Source organism: Schauerella aestuarii, assembly GCF_009866805.1.
Lineage (GTDB): Bacteria > Pseudomonadota > Gammaproteobacteria > Burkholderiales > Burkholderiaceae_B > Schauerella > Schauerella aestuarii.
Genome location: NZ_SIZW01000041.1, coordinates 427,206 through 445,746 on the forward strand (window position 1 = coordinate 427,206; position 18,541 = coordinate 445,746).

The window sequence follows — 18,541 nt, forward strand, 5'->3', positions numbered from 1 at the left end:
TACGATTGAGGGTTGATTTTTCGGCGCTTTTTGCGTTTACGCCACATTCAGGGTCACGCGTGTCCACTCCCAGACTTCATTACCCCCTCTCCGCCTATACCCACGGTGGCGCTTTTGTTGAAGCGCTGGCGCAGCGCATCCTGATTCTGGATGGCGCGATGGGCACGATGATCCAGCAATACAAACTCGGCGAAGCAGACTTCCGCGGCGAGCGTTTTGCCGACCACGATAAGGACCTGAAGGGCGATAACGAGCTGCTGTCGCTCACGCGCCCCGACGTCATTCTCGCCATCCATCGCGAGTACCTCGAAGCGGGCGCCGACGTGCTCGAGACGAACACGTTCGGTGCGACCTCGATTGCGCAAGGCGACTACGACTTGCCCGACACGGCCTACGAGCTCAACGTCGCGTCGGCCAAGCTCGCGCGCCAGGCCTGTGATGAGTTCAGTACGCCCGAGAAGCCGCGTTTCGTGGCGGGCGCCCTGGGGCCGCAACCCAAAACGGCCTCCATCTCGCCGGATGTGAACGATCCGGGCGCGCGCAACGTCACCTTCGATCAATTGCGCGAGGCGTATATCGAGCAGCTCAACGGCTTGCTCGATGGCGGCATCGATATCGTGCTGATCGAAACGATCTTTGACACGCTCAATGCCAAGGCCGCAATCTTCGCCACCGAAGAGGTGTTCGAGGCGCGCGGTGTACGGTTGCCCGTGATGATCTCCGGCACCGTCACCGATGCGTCGGGCCGAATCCTGTCGGGGCAGACGGTTGAAGCCTTCTGGAACTCGGTGCGTCACGCCCGCCCGGTCACTATTGGACTGAACTGCGCACTCGGTGCAGCGCTGATGCGCCCCTACATCGCCGAGTTGGCCAAGATCACCGACACCTATGTGTGCGTGTATCCCAATGCCGGCCTGCCCAATCCCATGAGCGACACGGGCTTCGATGAAACGCCGGAAGATACGTCCGCGTTGCTGGAAGAGTTTGCCCGCGCCGGCTTGGTGAATATGTCAGGCGGCTGCTGCGGCACCACCCCGGATCACATTCGCGCCATCGCTGCGAAGGTCGGCAGCCTCACGCCGCGCGTGGTGCCCGAGATCGCCGTGAAAACCCGGCTCTCCGGCCTGGAGGCGCTCAACATCGATGAAGACACGCTCTTCGTCAACGTTGGGGAGCGCACCAACGTCACCGGCAGCAAGATGTTTGCGCGGCTGATCCGCGAGGAAAAATACGACGAGGCGCTCGCGGTCGCGCGCCAGCAGGTCGAGAACGGCGCACAGATCATCGATATCAACATGGACGAAGCCATGTTGGACTCGCTGGCGTGCATGCATCGCTTCCTGAACCTGATCGCCTCCGAACCGGATATCGCCCGCGTACCGGTGATGATCGACAGCTCGAAGTGGGACGTGATCGAAGCCGGCCTGAAGTGCGTGCAGGGCAAGCCGATCGTCAATTCGATCTCGATGAAGGAGGGCATCGAGCCCTTCCTGCATCACGCCAAGCTGTGCCGCCGTTACGGTGCCGCCGTGGTGGTGATGGCGTTCGACGAAGAGGGCCAGGCCGATACGCTGCAGCGCCGCAAGGACATCTGCGGCAAGGCCTATCGCATCCTGGTCGACGAGGTGGGTTTTCCGCCTGAGGACATTATCTTCGATCCCAACGTGTTTGCGGTCGCCACCGGCATCGACGAGCACAACCATTACGCCGTCGATTTCATCGAAGGCACCAAGTGGATCCGCGAGAACCTGCCGCACGCCCGGATTTCGGGCGGTATCTCCAACGTCAGCTTCTCGTTCCGCGGCAATGAGTTGATGCGCGAAGCGATCCACACCGTCTTCCTGTATTACGCCATCGGCGAAGGCCTGACGATGGGGATCGTCAACGCCGGGCAGTTGGGCGTGTATGCGGATCTGGACAACAACCTGCGCGACTTGGTCGAGGACGTCATCCTCGATCGCAATCCGCCGGTGGGCAAAACCGATCCGGCCGACGAGCGCACGCCGACCGAACGTCTCGTGCAGTTGGCCGAAACGGTCAAGGGCTCCGGCGCCAAGAAGGAAGAAGACCTGGCCTGGCGCGACCAGGAAGTCGAAAAGCGGCTGTCGCACGCGCTCGTTCTGGGGATCACGGCGTTCATCGTCGAAGACACCGAAGAAGTGCGCCAGAAGATTTTCGATCGTGGCGGCCGCCCGATCGAAGTCATCGAAGGCCCGCTGATGGACGGCATGAATATCGTGGGCGACCTGTTCGGTGCCGGCAAGATGTTCCTGCCGCAGGTGGTGAAGTCGGCACGGGTGATGAAACAGGCCGTGGCCCATCTGATCCCGTTCATCGAAGAGGAAAAGCGGCAGATCGCCGCGGCCGGTGGCGACGTGCGCGCCAAGGGCAAGATCGTGATCGCCACCGTGAAGGGCGATGTGCACGATATCGGCAAGAACATCGTATCGGTGGTCCTGCAGTGCAATAACTTCGAGGTCGTCAACATGGGCGTCATGGTGCCGTGCGCCAAGATTCTCGAAACGGCCAAGGCCGAGAAGGTCGACATCATCGGGCTCTCCGGCTTGATCACGCCCAGTCTCGAAGAAATGGCCTACGTGGCGTCCGAGATGCAGCGCGATGATTATTTCCGCAGCCGCAAGATGCCTTTGCTGATCGGCGGCGCCACCACCAGCCGCGTGCACACGGCCGTCAAGATTGCGCCGCATTACGAAGGCCCCACCATTTACGTGCCCGATGCCAGCCGGTCGGTAGGCGTGGCGACCAATCTGATGTCGTCGCAGGCTGAGGCCTACATCGCCGAGATCGCGTCCGACTACGACGACGTGCGCCGGCGTCATGCGAACCGCAAGGCCACCCCGCTCTTGCCGCTGTCCGATGCGCGCAAAACCAAGCCTGCCATCGACTGGTCGACGTACACGCCGCCGCGACCCAAATTCATCGGTCGCCGCACGTTCAAGAATTACGATCTGGCCGACATCGCCCAGTATCTGGACTGGACCCCGTTCTTCCAGACATGGAGCCTCTTCGGCCAATACCCAGCCATTCTCGACGACAAGGTGGTGGGCGAGCAGGCACGCAAGGTATTGGCCGATGGCCAGGCCATGCTCAAACGCATCATCGAAAATCGGTGGTTGTCGGCCAATGGCGTGATCGCTTTCTATCCGGCCAACACGGTCAATGAGGAAGACATCGAGGTGTATGCCGACGAGTCGCGCGAAAAGGTGCTCTTTACCTGGCGTAATTTGCGTCAGCAGGGCGCCAAGCGTGAAGGCGTGGAAAACAAATGCCTGGCCGACTACATCGCACCGAAGTCGACCGGCGTCGCCGATTACATCGGCCTCTTCGCGGTAACGGGTGGGCTGGGCATCGAGAAGAAAGAAGCCGAGTTCGAGAAAGCGCTCGACGACTACTCCAGCATCATGCTCAAGGCCATGGCCGACCGCCTGGCCGAAGCGTTTGCCGAGTGCCTGCACTCGCGCGTGCGCCGCGACCTGTGGGGCTACATCGCCGACGAGTCGCTCACCAATGAGGATTTGATCGCCGAGAAGTACCAAGGCATCCGGCCCGCGCCAGGCTATCCGGCTTGCCCCGAGCACATCGTCAAGCGCGAGATGTTCGAGGTACTGGACTGCGAAGACATCGGCATGCAGCTCACCGAGAGCTACGCCATGATGCCGGCCTCGAGCGTGTCGGGCTTTTACTTCAGTCATCCGCAGTCGCAGTACTTCAACGTCGGCCTGATCGGCGACGACCAGTTTCAGGACATGGTCGAGCGCAGCGAGCGTCGCGAAGAAGACGTGCGGCGCTCGCTCGCCGCGCAGTTGGGCTGAACGCAATGACCCAAGGGGAGGCGCGCGCACCTGTTGATGTGTCGGGCGGCACGCCCATGCGTCGCCAGGCCTTGGGTGCGTTCGTGCGCGAGGCGCGATCGCGGCTCACGCCGCGCATGGCAGGCTTGCCCGATGGGCCGCGCCGGCGCACGCCCGGTTTGCGGCGCGAAGAGGTCGCGCAACTGTGCGGCATCAGCGTCACCTGGTACACCTGGATCGAGCAAGGGCGCGACGTGGTCGTGTCGCCGGCCGTGTGGGCGCGACTCGCAGGGGTATTGCAAATGGCGCGCGCCGAACGCGCGTACCTGTTCGAGCTGGCCGAATGCGCCGATCCGCAAGCCCCGCGTGACGACCCGGTCGGCATGCAGGGCGTGCTCGATGCCTGCGTTGCGGCGGTCGATGCGCCCGCCTATGTGCTGGATCGCGCGTGGAATATCCTGGCTTTCAACGGTGCGTTCGACACGCTCTTTGCGGGCTATACCACCCGCGATGCGGCCCCCAACTTGTTGCGCTACATCTTCATGGCACCGGAGGCTCGCGCGCTGGTGGTCGATTGGGAGCAGCGCGCCCGCCGCGTGGTGGCGGAGTTTCGCGCCGATGCCGGTGCCCATCTCGATGAACCGGATGTGCAGGTGCTGGCCGAGTCGCTTAGCCGCGACAGTACGGTCTTTGCCCACTGGTGGACGCGCCACGCCGTGATCGAACGCGAAGGGGGCTTGCGCGAATTCGACCATCCGAAATCGGGCCGGCTGCGCTTTCAGCAAGTCACGTTTCGCCTGGCCACGCATCCTGAGCTGAAGCTGGTGATGTTGCTGCAGGACAAGGCAGACGCCGAGTCGGCGGGGTAGTGCGGTGGGCGCTGGTTAGCCGCCCACCAGACCATACCTACAGCTTGTGATACACCTCGGCGCCGCGGCGCACGAACTCTACCGCTTTCTCCTGCATGCCCAGCTTGAGCGCGTCGCTTTCAGAAACCTTCTGATTGGCTGCGTATTCGCGCACATCCTGCGTGATCTTCATGCTGCAGAAATGCGGGCCGCACATCGAGCAGAAGTGCGCGACTTTCATCGAGTCCTTCGGCAGGGTTTCGTCGTGAAATTCCTTTGCGGTATCCGGATCGAGCCCGAGGTTGAACTGATCGTCCCAGCGAAACTCGAAGCGCGCCTTCGAGAGCGCGTTGTCGCGAATCGCCGAACCCGGATGACCCTTCGCCAGATCGGCGGCGTGCGCCGCAATCTTGTAGGTGATGATGCCGTCCTTCACATCTTTCTTGTTCGGCAAGCCAAGGTGTTCCTTGGGCGTCACGTAGCACAGCATGGCCGTGCCGTACCAGCCGATCAAGGCCGCGCCGATGCCCGACGTGATGTGGTCGTAGCCAGGGGCGATATCGGTGGTCAGCGGGCCCAGGGTGTAGAAGGGCGCTTCATGGCAGTGCTCGAGCTGCAGATCCATGTTCTCTTTGATCATCTGCATCGGCACGTGGCCCGGGCCTTCGATCATGACCTGCACGTCGTGTTGCCACGCGACTTTCGTCAGCTCGCCCAACGTTTTGAGTTCGGCAAATTGTGCTTCGTCGTTGGCGTCGTAGGCAGAGCCAGGGCGAAGGCCGTCGCCGAGCGAGAAGCTCACGTCGTAGGCCTTCATGATTTCACAGATCTCTTCGAAGCGTTCGTAAAGAAAGCTTTCCTTGTGATGCGCCAGACACCACTTCGCCATGATCGAGCCGCCACGCGACACGATGCCCGTCATGCGGTCGGCGGTCATCGGAATGAAGGGCAGGCGCACGCCGGCGTGGATGGTGAAGTAGTCCACCCCTTGCTCGGCTTGTTCGATCAAGGTGTCACGGAAAATTTCCCAGGTCAGGTCTTCGGCTTTGCCGTCCACCTTCTCGAGGGCTTGATAGATCGGCACCGTGCCGATCGGCACCGGCGAGTTGCGAATGATCCACTCGCGGGTTTCGTGAATGTGCTTGCCGGTGGACAAATCCATCACCGTGTCGCCGCCCCAGCGGATCGCCCAGGTCATCTTCTCGACTTCGGCGTTGATGTTGGAACTGAGCGCGGAGTTGCCGATGTTGGCGTTGATCTTGACCAGAAAGTTGCGGCCGATGGCCATCGGCTCCACTTCGGGGTGGTTGATGTTGGCTGGAATGATGGCCCGCCCGCGTGCGATCTCGTCGCGCACGAACTCGGGGGTGATCGTGGCCGGGATCGCGGCGCCGAACGATTGCCCGGGATGCTGGCGCAGCAACCGTTTGACCAGTTTCTCGCCATCCGGGCCGCTGGCGCGCAGCGATTCCAGATAGTGTTCGCGGCGCAGGCCCTCGCGCAGCGCCACGTACTCCATTTCGGGTGTGACGATGCCGCGGCGGGCATAGTGCATTTGCGACACGTTGGCGCCGGCCTTGGCACGGCGGGGCGGTCGCTGCAGATCGAAGCGCAGCGCCGTGAGTTGCGGGTCGGTCAATCGGGCGCGGCCGTAGTCGCTCGACGGGCCTGCCAGCACTTCCGTGTCGCCGCGTTCGTCGATCCAGGCGCGGCGCACTTCCGGCAGGCCGCGCCGAATGTCGATTTTCACGGTGGGGTCGGTATACGGACCGCTGGTGTCGTATACCGTCAGCGGCGGATTGGTCTCACCGCCAAACATCGTGGGCGTGTCGGCCTGCGTGATTTCGCGAAACGGCACGCGAATATCGGGGCGCGAGCCTTGTTCGTAAATCTTGCGGGATTGCGGCAGCGGCGCCACGGCGGCGGCATCGACTTCCGCGGTGGCGGCTAAAAACTTGGGATTGGCGTTCATGAAAGCTCCAAAAAAGTTGGAGCCGATCGGGGAGATCGATATGCCGGGCAAGCGGTTTGCTACTGCCAGCCGGAAAGCGCTCCCAGCATCGGCATTATCCGTACTGGTCAGAAGGGACTCTCTCAACCGAAACCGGGCGTAGCCCGCAATCAGTACCCCTGCGTGAGCGGCAATTATAGGGTGGCGAGTGATCAATCTCGATGTGCCAAGTGGATAATCGCTTTTACATCTTGAATCAGAACACTTGGACGAGGGCGGGTTTGCCCCTGTACACTTTTTTGTAACTGCCGATTTTAAAAATTCGGTTCCCTGGAACCAAGTACATAGGAAGAAACACTATGCCCATCAACGTCCGTAAATTGGCGCCTGCACTGGTTGTGCTCAGCTTGGCTTTGGCAGGTTGCCAAACGCCTTCGCAACGCGCCGCCGGCACCACGCCTGCGACGTCGACCGCACCTGCCGGCACGCCTGCACCCGCGACTTCGCCGGCCGAAGCGTCGACCAGTTCGCCGGTCGAGTTCTATCTGGCTCAGCCGCAGAGTGCTCCCGGCATGATGGAAGTGAAGCTGCCCGACGGCGCCCTGTACATGCAGCGTCAGGCCGTACTGACCCGTGACGACCTGTCCGAGTCGGCCGCGCTCGTCGACAAGCAAGGTGTGAACTTCGTAGGTCTGCGCTTCACTGAAGCTGGTGCACGCAAGCTGACCGACATCTCCACGCAAAACATCGGCAAGATGCTCGCGCTGGTGGTCGACCGTCAACTGGTCGCCGCACCGCGCATCTCTGAGCCGCTGAATCGCGGCGTGCTGGCCTTCAGCGTCGGTTCGGCGCAAGAAGCGACCGAACTGGCTGCCCGCATCCGCGGCGATGCCGCTGTGCCGCCCGCCGGCGTGGCACCGGGTTCGACCGGCGCTCCCGGTTCGATGGGCGTGCCGCCCGCCGCCCCGCGCCGTTAAGCGTCAAAGCCATACCCGGTAACCGCAAGGGAGCCGTTCACCGCGCCGCTGGTTCATCCACGGCGCGGTTTATTTTTGGGTGACGGCTTGGTGCGCGAGCGGGCTGCAATCGCATAGTCGTCGACCATGACGCGCGCGACGTTTTCGACGGTGCGGCGCTGGTCCTCGGTCAGGGCCTCGTATTCGCTGCGCGAGATCGATGCAAAGGGCCAATCGCCGTCGCCTGCCGTCGATGCGCGGCCTTCCATGAGCCGATGTTGTTTCGGCGGCGCGGCGGGCCCGTATCCCGGCGTCGCCGGCGCCATGGGACCCTTTCCTGATTCGAGCCACTCGGGATTGACCTCTAGCGCCCGCGCCAGATCCATGATGCGTCGCGACTGCTTGCGCTGCCGACCCTCATAGCTCGCAACGGCCGCTTGCGACATGCCTGACGCCTCGCCCAGTTCTCGCTGCGTCATCCCGCGCAGATGGCGGGTATCCCTCAATCGGTCTGAAAATGTCTTCACAACCCGATTGAATCTTGCACCTCGATCACAATGGTGATTACGACATCACGTATGTGATTTTCTAGAGAGCAAGTGCCATGCGATATCGACCTGGACTTATCGTCCTGCAAGCTGCGGGCGTCGCCGGCAGTGACTACGCGGCGTTGTTGTTGGACCAGGGCTACGATGTGCAGGCCTTTGAAAGTCCGTCAGCGTTTGCACGCCTGTATGCGCCGCATGGGGCGGTGGCCATCCTGCTGGTGGGCGATGCCCGGCCGCTCGATGAGGCAATGGCATGCATTCGTCGGGTGGATGCCGCCACGCCCGTCGTCGTCGTTCGGGCCGGTGCCGACGTCGCGCTGCGCGTGCTGGCGCTGCAGGCCGGCGCGGATGCGTGTTATGCCTCGGATGTGTCGGCGATTGAACTCGCCGCCGCGTTGCGTGCGGTCGTACGTCGCCTCGCGCAGCCGGGCGCAATGGACTTGTCCGCGAATCGGGTTGATTGGACGTCCATCCTGCGCCGATCGCATCGCGACGTGTCGCCGGGGTGGCGGTTGCTGGATGGCGGCAGCACGTTGGTCAGTCCAAGCAACGATTGTCTGCGGCTGACCGCCTCGGAACGCGTGCTGATGGTGTTGCTGATCGGCATGGCGGGGCGGCCGCTGCACCGTAGCGATATGGCCGAAGCCGCGTGGCCGAGCCATGCCGCCATCGGAATCGGTGCCAACAAACCGCGCAGCGTGGATGTGCTCGTCTCCCGCTTGAAGCGCAAGGCCGAGCGCCAGGGCATGGTGCTGCCGGTGATGGCCGTGCGGCGGTGGGGTTATATGTTTTTGGGTGACGTCATACCGTCATCGGCTGCGATGTGCAGCGATTGACGCCCGACGCTTGAAGCGCCGCAGCCGTGCTATCCAGTGCATACGTTCCACGTGGGGATGGCGGCTGGCGATCGGTAAGGGACGACCGCCAACGTTGACTACGCTTTGGGGTTCGCCACGATCACGAGGTTATCCCGATGCATCAATTCGGGATCGGTCATGCTGCCCAGTATCTGCGCAATGCGCGTTGAGGGCTCACGCAAGATGCGGCGCGTATCGGCGGCTGAATAGTTGATCAGCCCGCGCGCGCATTCGCGGCCAGCGTCATCCATGCAGGCCACCACATCGCCGCGCTCGAACTCGCCTTCGACCGACACCACGCCGATCGACAGCAAACTTTTGCCTTCCTGCGTGAGGGCGCGCACGGCACCCGCATCCAGCACCACGCGGCCGCGCAGACGCAGATGATCTGCCAGCCATTGCTTGCGTGCCGACCATACCGGCAGCACCGCGCGCAGTTCCGTGCCGATCGACTCGCCTTGGGACAAGCGCGTCAATACGTTTTGCTCGCGGCCGCTGGCGATCACCGTGTGGGCGCCGCTGCGGGCCGCGCGTTTCGCGGCCAGAATTTTCGTCAGCATGCCGCCGGTTCCCACCGTGCTGCCCGCGCCGCCCGCCATGGCTTCGAGCACGGGATCGCCCGCCTGGCCTTGTGCAATGAACGGCGCATCGGGCTGCTTGCGGGGATCCGCGCCATACAGGCCGCGCTGGTCGGTCAGAATGATGAGGGCATCGGCTTCGATCAGGTTGGTGACCAGCGCCCCTAACGTATCGTTGTCGCCGAACCGAATTTCGTCGGTGACCACGGTATCGTTTTCATTCACGATCGGCACGACGCCCAGGCGCAGCAGCGCAAACAAGGTCGAGCGTGCGTTCAGGTAGCGATGACGATCGGCTAGATCTTCGTGGGTAAGCAGGATCTGTGCGGTATGCAGGCCGTGCTGCGCAAACGCGGCCTCGTAGGCTTGCACGAGGCCCATCTGGCCCACGGCCGCCGCAGCTTGCAATTCGTGCATCACCACGGGGCGCTTGCGCCAGCCCAGCCGCGCCATGCCTTCGGCGATGGCGCCGCTGGACACGAGCACGACTTCGCGGCCTTGCTGGCGCAAGGTAGCGATCTGGGCAGCCCAGTGCGCAACGGCGGGGCGGTCCAGGCCGCGGCCCTCGTTGGTGACCAGGGATGATCCGACTTTGACCACAATGCGATGCGCGGACGCGATCGCCGAGGCCGAAGAGGAAGAAACTGCCTCACCGGCAGCAGGTGAGCCCAAGTCGGAGTGCATCATCGTTCGGTATTGGAGCGGGTCTCGTCGAAGCGGGGATCGGTGGGCTCAACCCGGCTGGCGTCGGAGCGGGTTTCGTCGAAGCGCGGATCGGGTGCGATGTAGCTGCCATCGGCGCGATCCTGCGTTTCGTGCTCGGCGCGCGCTGCGGCGTCCAGCGCATCCTGCAACGCATAGATCAGATCCTGCGTGCCGTCGCCCGTCAGGCCGGAGATGGCGAATACCGGGCCCTTCCAGCCGTAGTCGGCCACGAAGCGCTTCTTGGTTTCTTCGGCATCGGCCACCATGTCGAACTTGTTGAGCACGAGCCAGCGCGGCTTGTCGGCCAGCTCCGGATCGTAGCGGCGCAATTCCTCAACGATGGCGCGGGCGTCCGACACGGCTTGCGGAACCGGATCGAAATCCGGATCGGGCGACGACACATCGACCAGATGCAAAAGTACCCGCGTGCGCGCCAGGTGGCGCAGGAACAGGTGACCCAGACCGGCACCTTCCGAGGCGCCTTCGATCAGTCCCGGAATATCGGCCACGACAAAGCTGCGGGCTGCCGACGTACGCACCACACCCAGGTTGGGATGCAACGTGGTGAACGGATAATCGGCAATCTTCGGACGCGCATTGGACACGCGGCTGATGAACGTGGACTTGCCGGCATTGGGCAGGCCCAGGAGGCCCACGTCGGCCAGCACCTTGAGTTCGAGGCGCAGCTTGCGTTGCTCGCCCTCGCGGCCCGGCGTCCATTGACGCGGTGCGCGGTTCACGCTCGACTTGAAGTGCAGGTTGCCCATGCCGCCGTCGCCGCCGGCAGCCAGCGTGACCTGTTCGCCGTGGGTGTTCAAGTCGAACAGCTGATCGCCCGTTTCGGCGTCGTGAATGATGGTGCCTACCGGCACGCGCAGCGTGATGTCGGGGGCGGCGGCGCCGAACTGATCCGAGCCGCGGCCGTTCTCGCCGCCTTTGGCGCGATGCAGGCGGGCGTAGCGGAAGTCGATCAGCGTGTTGATGTTGCGGTCGGCGATGGCGAAGATGCTGCCGCCGCGTCCGCCGTCACCGCCGTCGGGGCCGCCGAACGGAATGAATTTTTCGCGGCGAAAGCTCGCCACGCCATTGCCGCCTTTGCCGGCGACGACTTCGATGGTGGCTTCGTCAACGAATTTCATGATGGATGTCGATATAAAAAGAGTGGGAGAGCAGAGCGGCCGGCATCACCATAGCGATATGCCGGCCCGAGCGGTCTGACGCCTTTTGGGCCGCCATGCAAAAAGCCCTGCCGCGCGCGACAGGGCTTTCAGCATACCGCTAGATCTATCGTTGCTCGCGCGAGATTACTCGGCGGCTGCGACGATGGACACGGTGCGCTTGTTCAAGGCGCCCTTGACCGAGAACTTCACGTTGCCGTCGACCAGCGCATACAGCGTGTGGTCTTTGCCGATGCCGACGTTCACACCGGGGTGGAACGACGTACCGCGCTGACGCACGATGATCGAGCCTGCATTGATGAGTTCGCCGCCAAATGCCTTGACGCCGAGTCGCTTCGATTCTGAGTCGCGACCGTTACGCGTAGAGCCGCCGCCCTTTTTCTGTGCCATGTTTAGCTCCTGCTAATTAGCGACCGATTCAAATCGGATCCGAGGCGCGAGCCTTAGATCGTGATGTCGCTGATTTGAATTTCGGTGTAGTTTTGACGGTGGCCCTGACGCTTCTGATAGTGCTTGCGACGGCGCATCTTGAAGATCTTGACTTTGTCGTGGCGGCCATGCGCAAGAACCGTTGCCGTGACCGCAGCGCCCGTGACGAACGGCGTACCAACTTTCAGTTGATCGCCTTCGCCCACGGACAGTACGTCCAGGGTGATTTCTTGCCCAATGTCAGCCGGTATCTGTTCGATTTTAAGTTTTTCACCGCTGGCAACACGATACTGCTTGCCACCGGTTTTTATGACCGCGTACATGGGATATTCCTTGGAAAATTCAGCGAATAAATGCTGAGCCAAAGATTCTAGCGCGGGATCCCGAAGAAGTCAAAAAGCTGTGCTGGGGCAAGACCTTAGCGCCGTACGGGTGTTGTTTTCAAGCGGCGCACCCTGGCGCGCGCGGATGGCTCAATCCGGCACTACTCCCGGGCCCCCCTTGCGCCCGCCCGTATAATCTCAGGCGAAATCCCGCATTGCCCCGGGCGCCGCGCATACGCTTTTCAGCGACCGCACCTCGTTGCATGTTGTTTGATGCCTGATGAGCCGTCCGGCTCCTTGATTCGGAAACGTCTTGAACCTGCCTGAACTGATTGCCCCCATCGCCGAGGACATGAAAGAGGTCGACGCGGTCATTCGCGCTCGTCTCGACTCCGAAGTCGTTCTGATCCGAACCATTGGCGATTACATCGTGGGCGCCGGCGGCAAGCGCATGCGCCCCGCGCTGGTGCTGATGATCGCGCGTGCCCTGGGTTACGAAGGGCGCAATCATCACGTCCTGGCCGCTGTCGTGGAGTTCATCCATACGGCCACTTTGCTGCACGACGACGTCGTCGACGAATCCGATCTGCGCCGCGGCCGCCAGACGGCCAACGCCGTCTTCGGCAATGCCGCCAGCGTGCTGGTGGGCGACTATCTGTATTCGCGCTCGTTCGAAATGATGGTGGATGTGGATTCGATGCGGGTCATGAAGATCCTGTCAGAAGCCACTACTGTGATCGCCGAAGGCGAAGTGCTGCAATTGCTCAACGTGCACGATCCGGATGTGTCGCAAGAACGCTATCTGCAAGTGGTGCGCTACAAAACGGCAAAGCTGTTCGAAGCCGCTGCCCGCGTGGGCGCGGTCATCGCCAATGCCACGCCCGAGCAGGAAGAGGCCGCTGCAGCCTATGGCCGCCACATCGGCACCGCCTTCCAATTGGTGGACGATGTGCTCGACTACAGCGGCGCGGCCGACGCGCTGGGCAAGAACGTGGGCGATGATTTGCGCGAAGGCAAACCCACGCTGCCGCTGATCCGCGTGATGGAAGTGGGCACGCCCGAGCAGCGCGCCATGATCCGCACGGCGATCGAAACCGGCGACGCCGATTTCGAAGCTGTGGCCGCCGCGATTCGCGAAACGGATGCCCTGGAGCATGCCCGCGAGGCGGCGCGCCAGGAGGCACAGTTGGCGCGCGAAGCACTCGCCGGCTACCCAATTTCCGTTTATCAAGAATCTCTGTTAGAATTTTGCGCTTTCGCGGTTAACCGAGATCGCTGAAGAAAAAAGGTTGAAAGACCTGGGTCAAACGACATGCGGCGAAAGCCTTCCACGTTGATTGGCCCGAGCAGGAAGTTGGGCGCATTTTGCTGACGGACGAATGTCTGGAGGCCACGTTATTGAGCGTAAAGTTCAACCGTGATGTGGGCACAACAAGCAGGTCACCGAAGTTCGCACGATAGAAAAGTACGCGCAGCACGAAAAATGCCGTGAATACCGCCTACAATGCACGACGGTAAATTGCACGACAACGGGGCGTAGCTCAGCCTGGTAGAGTACTGCGTTCGGGACGCAGGAGTCGGAGGTTCGAATCCTCTCGCCCCGACCATTGATTTGGTCAACACCTTGTACCAGCAAGGACCAAGAAGCACAGCTCAGGCTGTGCTTTTTTGTTTTCTGGCGACGCTATCATTGCTGCCGGCGTTACCTTGGCGCCATGATCTCGCTGCCACGAGCGCTGCCGGCGCCGCCAACCCGCGTTCGGCTCTGCCTCCCCCCGCTACTACCGCCGCAATCCCGCCAGCAGCGCCCGCATGCTCGCAAGGGCTTTCCCCGCGGCTGCGCGCGGATCCTCGGCACTTGCAATCCACAGCGATGCATTGAGCGCCGCGCCATTGACCAGATAAGCCGTTGCTTCGGCATCCACAGGCTTGATCACCTTCTGATCGATCAACGTTTCGATGCTGCGCTTCGTGCTGGCCAGACAGGCGCTCTGACTTGCCCAACGCGTGGGGTCGCCCAGAACGGCCGGGCCGTCGAGCAGCACGATTCGCTGAATTTCAGGTTCGAGCGCCAGCTCGATCCACGCCACGCTTTCTTCGACGAACCCGTCCCAGGGGGTGGCAGCCTGGTCCACGATCGCCTGCAGCCGCAGGGCGGATTCTGCATCGATCTGCGCAATCACTGCCTCCAGCAGGCCTTTCTTGCCGCCGAAGTGATGGTAAAGCGCGCCGCGGGTGAGATCGGCATCGGCCGTCAGATCTTCCGTGGCGGTGTCGGCATAGCCCTTGGCACCGAACGCCTTGCGGCCGGCGGCGATGAGTTTGCCGCGCGTGCTGGCGATCATGTCCGAGCGTTTTTGACGCGTCATGACGTCCCTTCTCCTGAATCATGCATTGACATACACAGTGTATGTCAATTACTTTGTTCACATACACTGTGTACGCGAGTGACGTGCGTCGTGCAAGTGCCTTTCAATTTAGGACTGACGAATGAACCCGATTCAAAACCAGCAGATAGTTCTGGCGGCGCGCCCCGACGCTGATTTGCAACTTACCGACTTCCGATTGGAAGAGGTCGATATGCCTGTTCCCGGCGCAGGCGAGGTGCTGCTCGAAACCATCTATCTCTCGATCGATCCCTACATGCGCTGGTGGATCCGCGGCGAGAAGTCCTACAACGATCCGATCGAGATCGGGCAAGTGATGGTGGGGGGCACGGTGTCGCGCGTGCGGCAATCCCGTCATCCGGAATGGCCGGTGGGGACGTGGGTATTGGCGTTCTCGGGATGGCGGCGTTTTGCCGTATCGGATGGGAGCGACCTGCGTCGCATCGATCCCGACATCGCCCCGCCATCCACCGCCCTGGGCGTGCTGGGTATGACGGGATTCACCGCTTACTCCGGCCTGCGCAATATCGGACGTCCGAAGGCGGGCGAAACGGTGGTGGTGGCAGGCGCCAGCGGTGCGGTGGGCTCGGCAGTGGGGCAGATCGCACGCATTCATGGGGCGCGCGCCGTCGGGATAACCACTGGGGCAGAGAAGCTTGCTTATGTGAGGGACGAATTGGGGTTCGATGCGGTTGCCGATTACAAGGCGCCTGACTTTGCGGCGCAGTTAGCCAAGGCCAGCCCGAATGGTATCGACGTGTACTTTGAAAATGTGGGCGGCAAAGTGTGGGACACCGTGCTGCCGAGGTTGAATATGTTTGCACGGGTTCCCGTCTGCGGTTTGATCTCGCAATACAACGCGCGCACGGGCGGCACTGGCGGCGACGATCGATTGCCGAATGCCATGGCGCTGATCATGGGCAAGAGCCTGACGTTGCGCGGCTTCATTCAAACCGAGTTTGCCGCTACGCAAATGGACGACTTTCTGCGCGATGCAGGGCAGTGGATCGCGGACGGTAAGTTGCGGTATCGCGAGCATGTCGTGCACGGACTCGACGCGGCGCCGCAGGCATTGATTGGGCTATTGAAAGGCCAGAACTTCGGGAAGACGCTGGTACAGGTCGGCGAGCCCTGAGCGAGCGCTGCGATGAGGGCGCAAGCCTATCTGAACGCGATGGCCGAAGGCGCATCAACGGCGTGGCACCCGAATGCGATCATCGTAAGCGCATGCGCCCACCACGCCGCACCTTCTCTACTGCGTTGTCGCCCAGGCCCGTCGGCTTGGTGAAAAAAATACCGCGACGACGGCATCCAAGAGTAGAGTCGCGGTAGAGCCTGCTGCTTTTCCGCGTGATGCGGATTGAGGTTCAAGCGTAGTCGCCTTTGTTATCCAACGTTCTCTGGGGGACATATGGAACAAATTCTGATTGACTTGATTGCAGGCGCGGCAGGGGGCAACGCCGTCGGAAAAACATCGCCGAAGTTCGATCTCGGCACGGTGGGCAATACGATTGCAGGTTTGGTGGGCGGCGGTATTCTCGGTCAAATCGTGACGATGCTGATGCCCGCCGTCGCAGGCGCCGTACAAAGCGGCAACTTCAGTATCCAGGCCATCATCGCGCAGCTTGTTGCCGGTGGCGCTGGCGGTGCGATTCTGACCGCAATCGTGGGTGCGGTGAAAAATCGGAACAAGACGGTCTGATTCGCATCGTGTGACGTTGGCGCCAACACACCAACACACCAACACGATTACCCGATTACCCGATTACGTTATTTCCGTCGCCGCCGCGTGCGGCGCAGGCGCGGACTGCGCGGTTTCCAAAAATTCTCGTATCTCGTTGATATACGTCGCGCGATTGTCTGTTCCTTTCCAGTGCGCAACCTTCCGTGCATGGGGCGACAACGCAACGATCTCATCGGCCACCTCGGCGGGATGGAGCAGGTCGTTGCCTGCCAGCACGAGCAGGGGCACAGGGTTGCGTTGCACGGCGTCGCGCGTCACGCTGTAGACGAAATCGCGATCGAAGAGGTTGCGTCGAAAACCGGCAATATCGTCGGCGGTGACTGACGCATTGCGCTGCTGCACGCCCGCGGCCCACTCCTCGAACGTCTCTGCACGGCTATCGGCGTTCTGTTCGGTAAGCCCGATCGGTTGCTGCAACACAGCCGCTGTCACACGGCTGGGTGCCTGTTCGCAGAGCTTCAATGCGAAGGACGCGCCGATGCATGACCCCAGCACGTGAAAGCGGTCAATGCCCAACGCATCCAGCAAACCAAGATGATCTTGAACATACGTGTGCCAACCATCGCCGGCGCGCACCGGTGCGTGTGAGCGACCGGCGTTACGCTGATCGATCGCAATCACGCGATAGTCAAGGGCGAACGCTGCGATCGGATCGGGCCAATCGCGTGGCCGGCCATCGCGCGTCGTGCGCCACAGTTCGATGTGCGAGAGCAGGCCGCCGGGTGCCAGGAGCAGCAGAGGATGGCCTTGACCGTATTCTTCGTAATAGAGGTCGGCGTCGCCGATCTTGAGGGTGGGCATGTCGATGCCTTGAAAAAGTGTGAATGATCACGCGACTGCGTAACGTCGCAACGTCGCAATGTCGCAACGGCGTAATGTCGCAACGGCGTAATGTCGTGATGGTGTAGTGGTTCAACCACATCACGCACCACGCATCACGCACCATGCACTACGCACTACGCACTACGCACTACGCACTACGCCATTGCGTCATTGCGCCATTGCGTGGTCACGGGACCGCGTGCTCGCAACCGTCGCGCGGGCGCGTTGTTTGCTCGCCGTTGTCGCAGGACGCGGTGTGAAGGACAGCTTGCTCGACGGCAATGCAAGGGTCTCAGTTGATGGCAACGTTGGCGGCCTTCAAGAGCGGCGGGAACGTTTGCACATCGCGTGCAATGCGCTCGACGAAAGTTGCCGACGCACTGCCGACGGGCTCGAATCCCAGCCCCGTCAGCTTGCCGCGCAAGGTGCCTCGCGAGACCGCGTTGCTTACCGCATGCTGGATGTCGGCAATGATTGGATCCGGTGTGCCGGCTGGGGCAAGCAAACCGAACCAGCCCGTACCGGCGTCCACGTCAAGGCCTGCCTGCTTGACGGTGGGCGTATCGGGCACGACGGCACTGCGCGTGTCCTGCACCACCGCCAACGCACGCAGCGCGCCGCTTTCGATCTGGCTCGTCACCGCCGGCAAGGCAACGATCGCAGCGTCCGTTTCGCCGCCCAGCACACCGATGACGGCCGGTCCCGCGCCCTTGTAGGGGATGTGCTGCAACGTGCCGTCGATGCGCGCCTGCAATCGCGTCAATGCGATGTGGTTGCTGTTGCCGAAGCCCGGTGTGCCGATGTTGACCACGCGTTCGCTGGCCAGTTGACGCAGGTCCTGAAGCGATTGCAGGGAAGATGCGCTGCGCACCACGATCACGGTAGGCGCTGTGGCCACGATGCTGATCGGCGAAAAGCTGCGCGTGGCGTCGTAGTTGATATTGCCTTTGAAGAGCGTCTCGTTGGCGACCAGCATGTCGCCAGTCAATAGCAGCGTGTAGCCATCGGGTTCGGCGCGAGCCACCTGTTCGGCACCGATATTGCCGCCGGCGCCAGCACGATTCTCGACGACGACCGGCACGTTCCAGCGTGAGCCGAGCGCGTCGGCAAGACTGCGTCCCAGGACATCCATGGCGCCGCCGGGGGCAAGCGGCAGAATCAATCGAACGGGCTTGTCGGGCCATGCGGCATGTGCAGCAGGGGTGAGCAGCGTGGCAGTAATGATGGCCAGGCACGCGGTGAAGCGGGAGAAGGCGTTAGGCATTGATGAACGTTCAAGTAAATGCAGAATGCCAAGTGTGAGCCTGCGTCCGCCGCACGCGAACGACCGACTGGTGATAAGGAAATAAGGCACATCGCATATGCCGCACAGCTTGTACTGCGCGAGCGAACAGTTTGTCGCA

Annotated in this window: 16 protein-coding genes and 1 tRNA gene; 8 read left to right on the forward strand and 9 right to left on the reverse strand. The window is 62.1% G+C overall.

All coding sequences use genetic code 11. The features are described from left to right. The first annotated feature begins 59 nt into the window (after positions 1 to 59). Together metH and EYW45_RS12860 are read left to right on the forward strand one after the other, a co-directional pair. Complete coding sequence (metH, locus tag EYW45_RS12855) at positions 60 to 3,833, forward strand: methionine synthase (protein ID WP_161135800.1); 3,774 nt, start codon at positions 60 to 62, stop codon at positions 3,831 to 3,833. 5 nt (positions 3,834 to 3,838) lie between these two features. Then, the gene (locus tag EYW45_RS12860) at positions 3,839 to 4,681 is read left to right on the forward strand and encodes a helix-turn-helix transcriptional regulator (RefSeq protein WP_235939021.1); all 843 of its coding nucleotides are present in this window, start codon (positions 3,839 to 3,841) and stop codon (positions 4,679 to 4,681) included. Between the two features lie 37 nt (positions 4,682 to 4,718). On the opposite strand, the gene thiC is transcribed toward EYW45_RS12860, so the two are convergent. Beyond that, positions 4,719 to 6,632, reverse strand: coding sequence for a phosphomethylpyrimidine synthase ThiC (thiC, locus tag EYW45_RS12865; RefSeq protein WP_161135801.1), 1,914 nt, complete (start codon positions 6,630 to 6,632; stop codon positions 4,719 to 4,721). A 338-nt stretch (positions 6,633 to 6,970) separates the two neighbouring features. Here thiC and EYW45_RS12870 point away from each other — a divergent pair, with 338 nt between their 5' ends. Further along, positions 6,971 to 7,588 (forward strand): SecDF P1 head subdomain-containing protein, encoded by a 618-nt coding sequence (locus EYW45_RS12870; RefSeq protein WP_161135802.1) that lies wholly within the window; start codon positions 6,971 to 6,973, stop codon positions 7,586 to 7,588. 53 nt (positions 7,589 to 7,641) lie between these two features. Here EYW45_RS12870 and EYW45_RS12875 read toward each other — a convergent pair whose 3' ends face one another. Next, on the reverse strand, positions 7,642 to 8,094 hold the full coding sequence (locus EYW45_RS12875) for a helix-turn-helix domain-containing protein (RefSeq protein WP_161135803.1): 453 nt from the start codon (positions 8,092 to 8,094) through the stop codon (positions 7,642 to 7,644). A gap of 77 nt (positions 8,095 to 8,171) precedes the next feature. Between EYW45_RS12875 and EYW45_RS12880 the strand changes: the two genes are divergently transcribed. Continuing rightward, on the forward strand, positions 8,172 to 8,951 hold the full coding sequence (locus EYW45_RS12880) for a response regulator transcription factor (protein WP_161135804.1): 780 nt from the start codon (positions 8,172 to 8,174) through the stop codon (positions 8,949 to 8,951). Positions 8,952 to 9,049: 98 nt separating this feature from the next. Here the strand turns inward: EYW45_RS12880 and proB are convergent, their stop codons facing one another. The 4 genes from proB to rplU form a co-directional block, all read right to left on the reverse strand. Then, positions 9,050 to 10,234, reverse strand: coding sequence for a glutamate 5-kinase (proB, locus tag EYW45_RS12885; RefSeq protein ID WP_161136236.1), 1,185 nt, complete (start codon positions 10,232 to 10,234; stop codon positions 9,050 to 9,052). Continuing rightward, complete coding sequence (obgE, locus tag EYW45_RS12890; RefSeq protein ID WP_161135805.1) at positions 10,234 to 11,394, reverse strand: GTPase ObgE; 1,161 nt, start codon at positions 11,392 to 11,394, stop codon at positions 10,234 to 10,236. The genes proB and obgE overlap by 1 nt, the downstream gene beginning before the upstream one ends. A 165-nt stretch (positions 11,395 to 11,559) precedes the next feature. After that, positions 11,560 to 11,823: a 50S ribosomal protein L27 gene (rpmA, locus tag EYW45_RS12895; RefSeq protein ID WP_161135806.1), complete on the reverse strand. Its 264-nt coding sequence runs from the start codon at positions 11,821 to 11,823 to the stop codon at positions 11,560 to 11,562. Between the two features lie 53 nt (positions 11,824 to 11,876). Next, entirely contained in the window at positions 11,877 to 12,185 is a 309-nt protein-coding gene (gene rplU / locus EYW45_RS12900; protein ID WP_161135807.1) for a 50S ribosomal protein L21, read from the reverse strand. Positions 12,186 to 12,498: 313 nt separating this feature from the next. Here rplU and ispB point away from each other — a divergent pair, with 313 nt between their 5' ends. Both ispB and EYW45_RS12910 read left to right on the forward strand, forming a co-directional pair. Beyond that, positions 12,499 to 13,464, forward strand: a complete 966-nt coding sequence (gene ispB / locus EYW45_RS12905; RefSeq protein ID WP_161135808.1) for an octaprenyl diphosphate synthase — start codon at positions 12,499 to 12,501, stop codon at positions 13,462 to 13,464. A 251-nt stretch (positions 13,465 to 13,715) separates the two neighbouring features. Then, positions 13,716 to 13,792 (forward strand) — tRNA-Pro (locus tag EYW45_RS12910). Between the two features lie 174 nt (positions 13,793 to 13,966). Here the strand turns inward: EYW45_RS12910 and EYW45_RS12915 are convergent. Then, complete coding sequence (locus EYW45_RS12915) at positions 13,967 to 14,554, reverse strand: TetR/AcrR family transcriptional regulator (RefSeq protein ID WP_202444697.1); 588 nt, start codon at positions 14,552 to 14,554, stop codon at positions 13,967 to 13,969. A 121-nt stretch (positions 14,555 to 14,675) separates the two neighbouring features. Between EYW45_RS12915 and EYW45_RS12920 the strand changes: the two genes are divergently transcribed. Both EYW45_RS12920 and EYW45_RS12925 read left to right on the forward strand, forming a co-directional pair. Then, on the forward strand, positions 14,676 to 15,707 hold the full coding sequence (locus tag EYW45_RS12920; RefSeq protein WP_161135809.1) for an NADP-dependent oxidoreductase: 1,032 nt from the start codon (positions 14,676 to 14,678) through the stop codon (positions 15,705 to 15,707). A gap of 276 nt (positions 15,708 to 15,983) precedes the next feature. Continuing rightward, entirely contained in the window at positions 15,984 to 16,274 is a 291-nt protein-coding gene (locus tag EYW45_RS12925) for a hypothetical protein (RefSeq protein ID WP_161135810.1), read from the forward strand. A 63-nt stretch (positions 16,275 to 16,337) separates the two neighbouring features. On the opposite strand, the gene EYW45_RS12930 is transcribed toward EYW45_RS12925, so the two are convergent. After that, positions 16,338 to 17,117 (reverse strand): alpha/beta fold hydrolase, encoded by a 780-nt coding sequence (locus EYW45_RS12930; protein ID WP_161135811.1) that lies wholly within the window; start codon positions 17,115 to 17,117, stop codon positions 16,338 to 16,340. Positions 17,118 to 17,430: 313 nt separating this feature from the next. Further along, on the reverse strand, positions 17,431 to 18,402 hold the full coding sequence (locus tag EYW45_RS12935; protein WP_161135812.1) for a Bug family tripartite tricarboxylate transporter substrate binding protein: 972 nt from the start codon (positions 18,400 to 18,402) through the stop codon (positions 17,431 to 17,433). Positions 18,403 to 18,541: the final 139 nt, after the last annotated feature.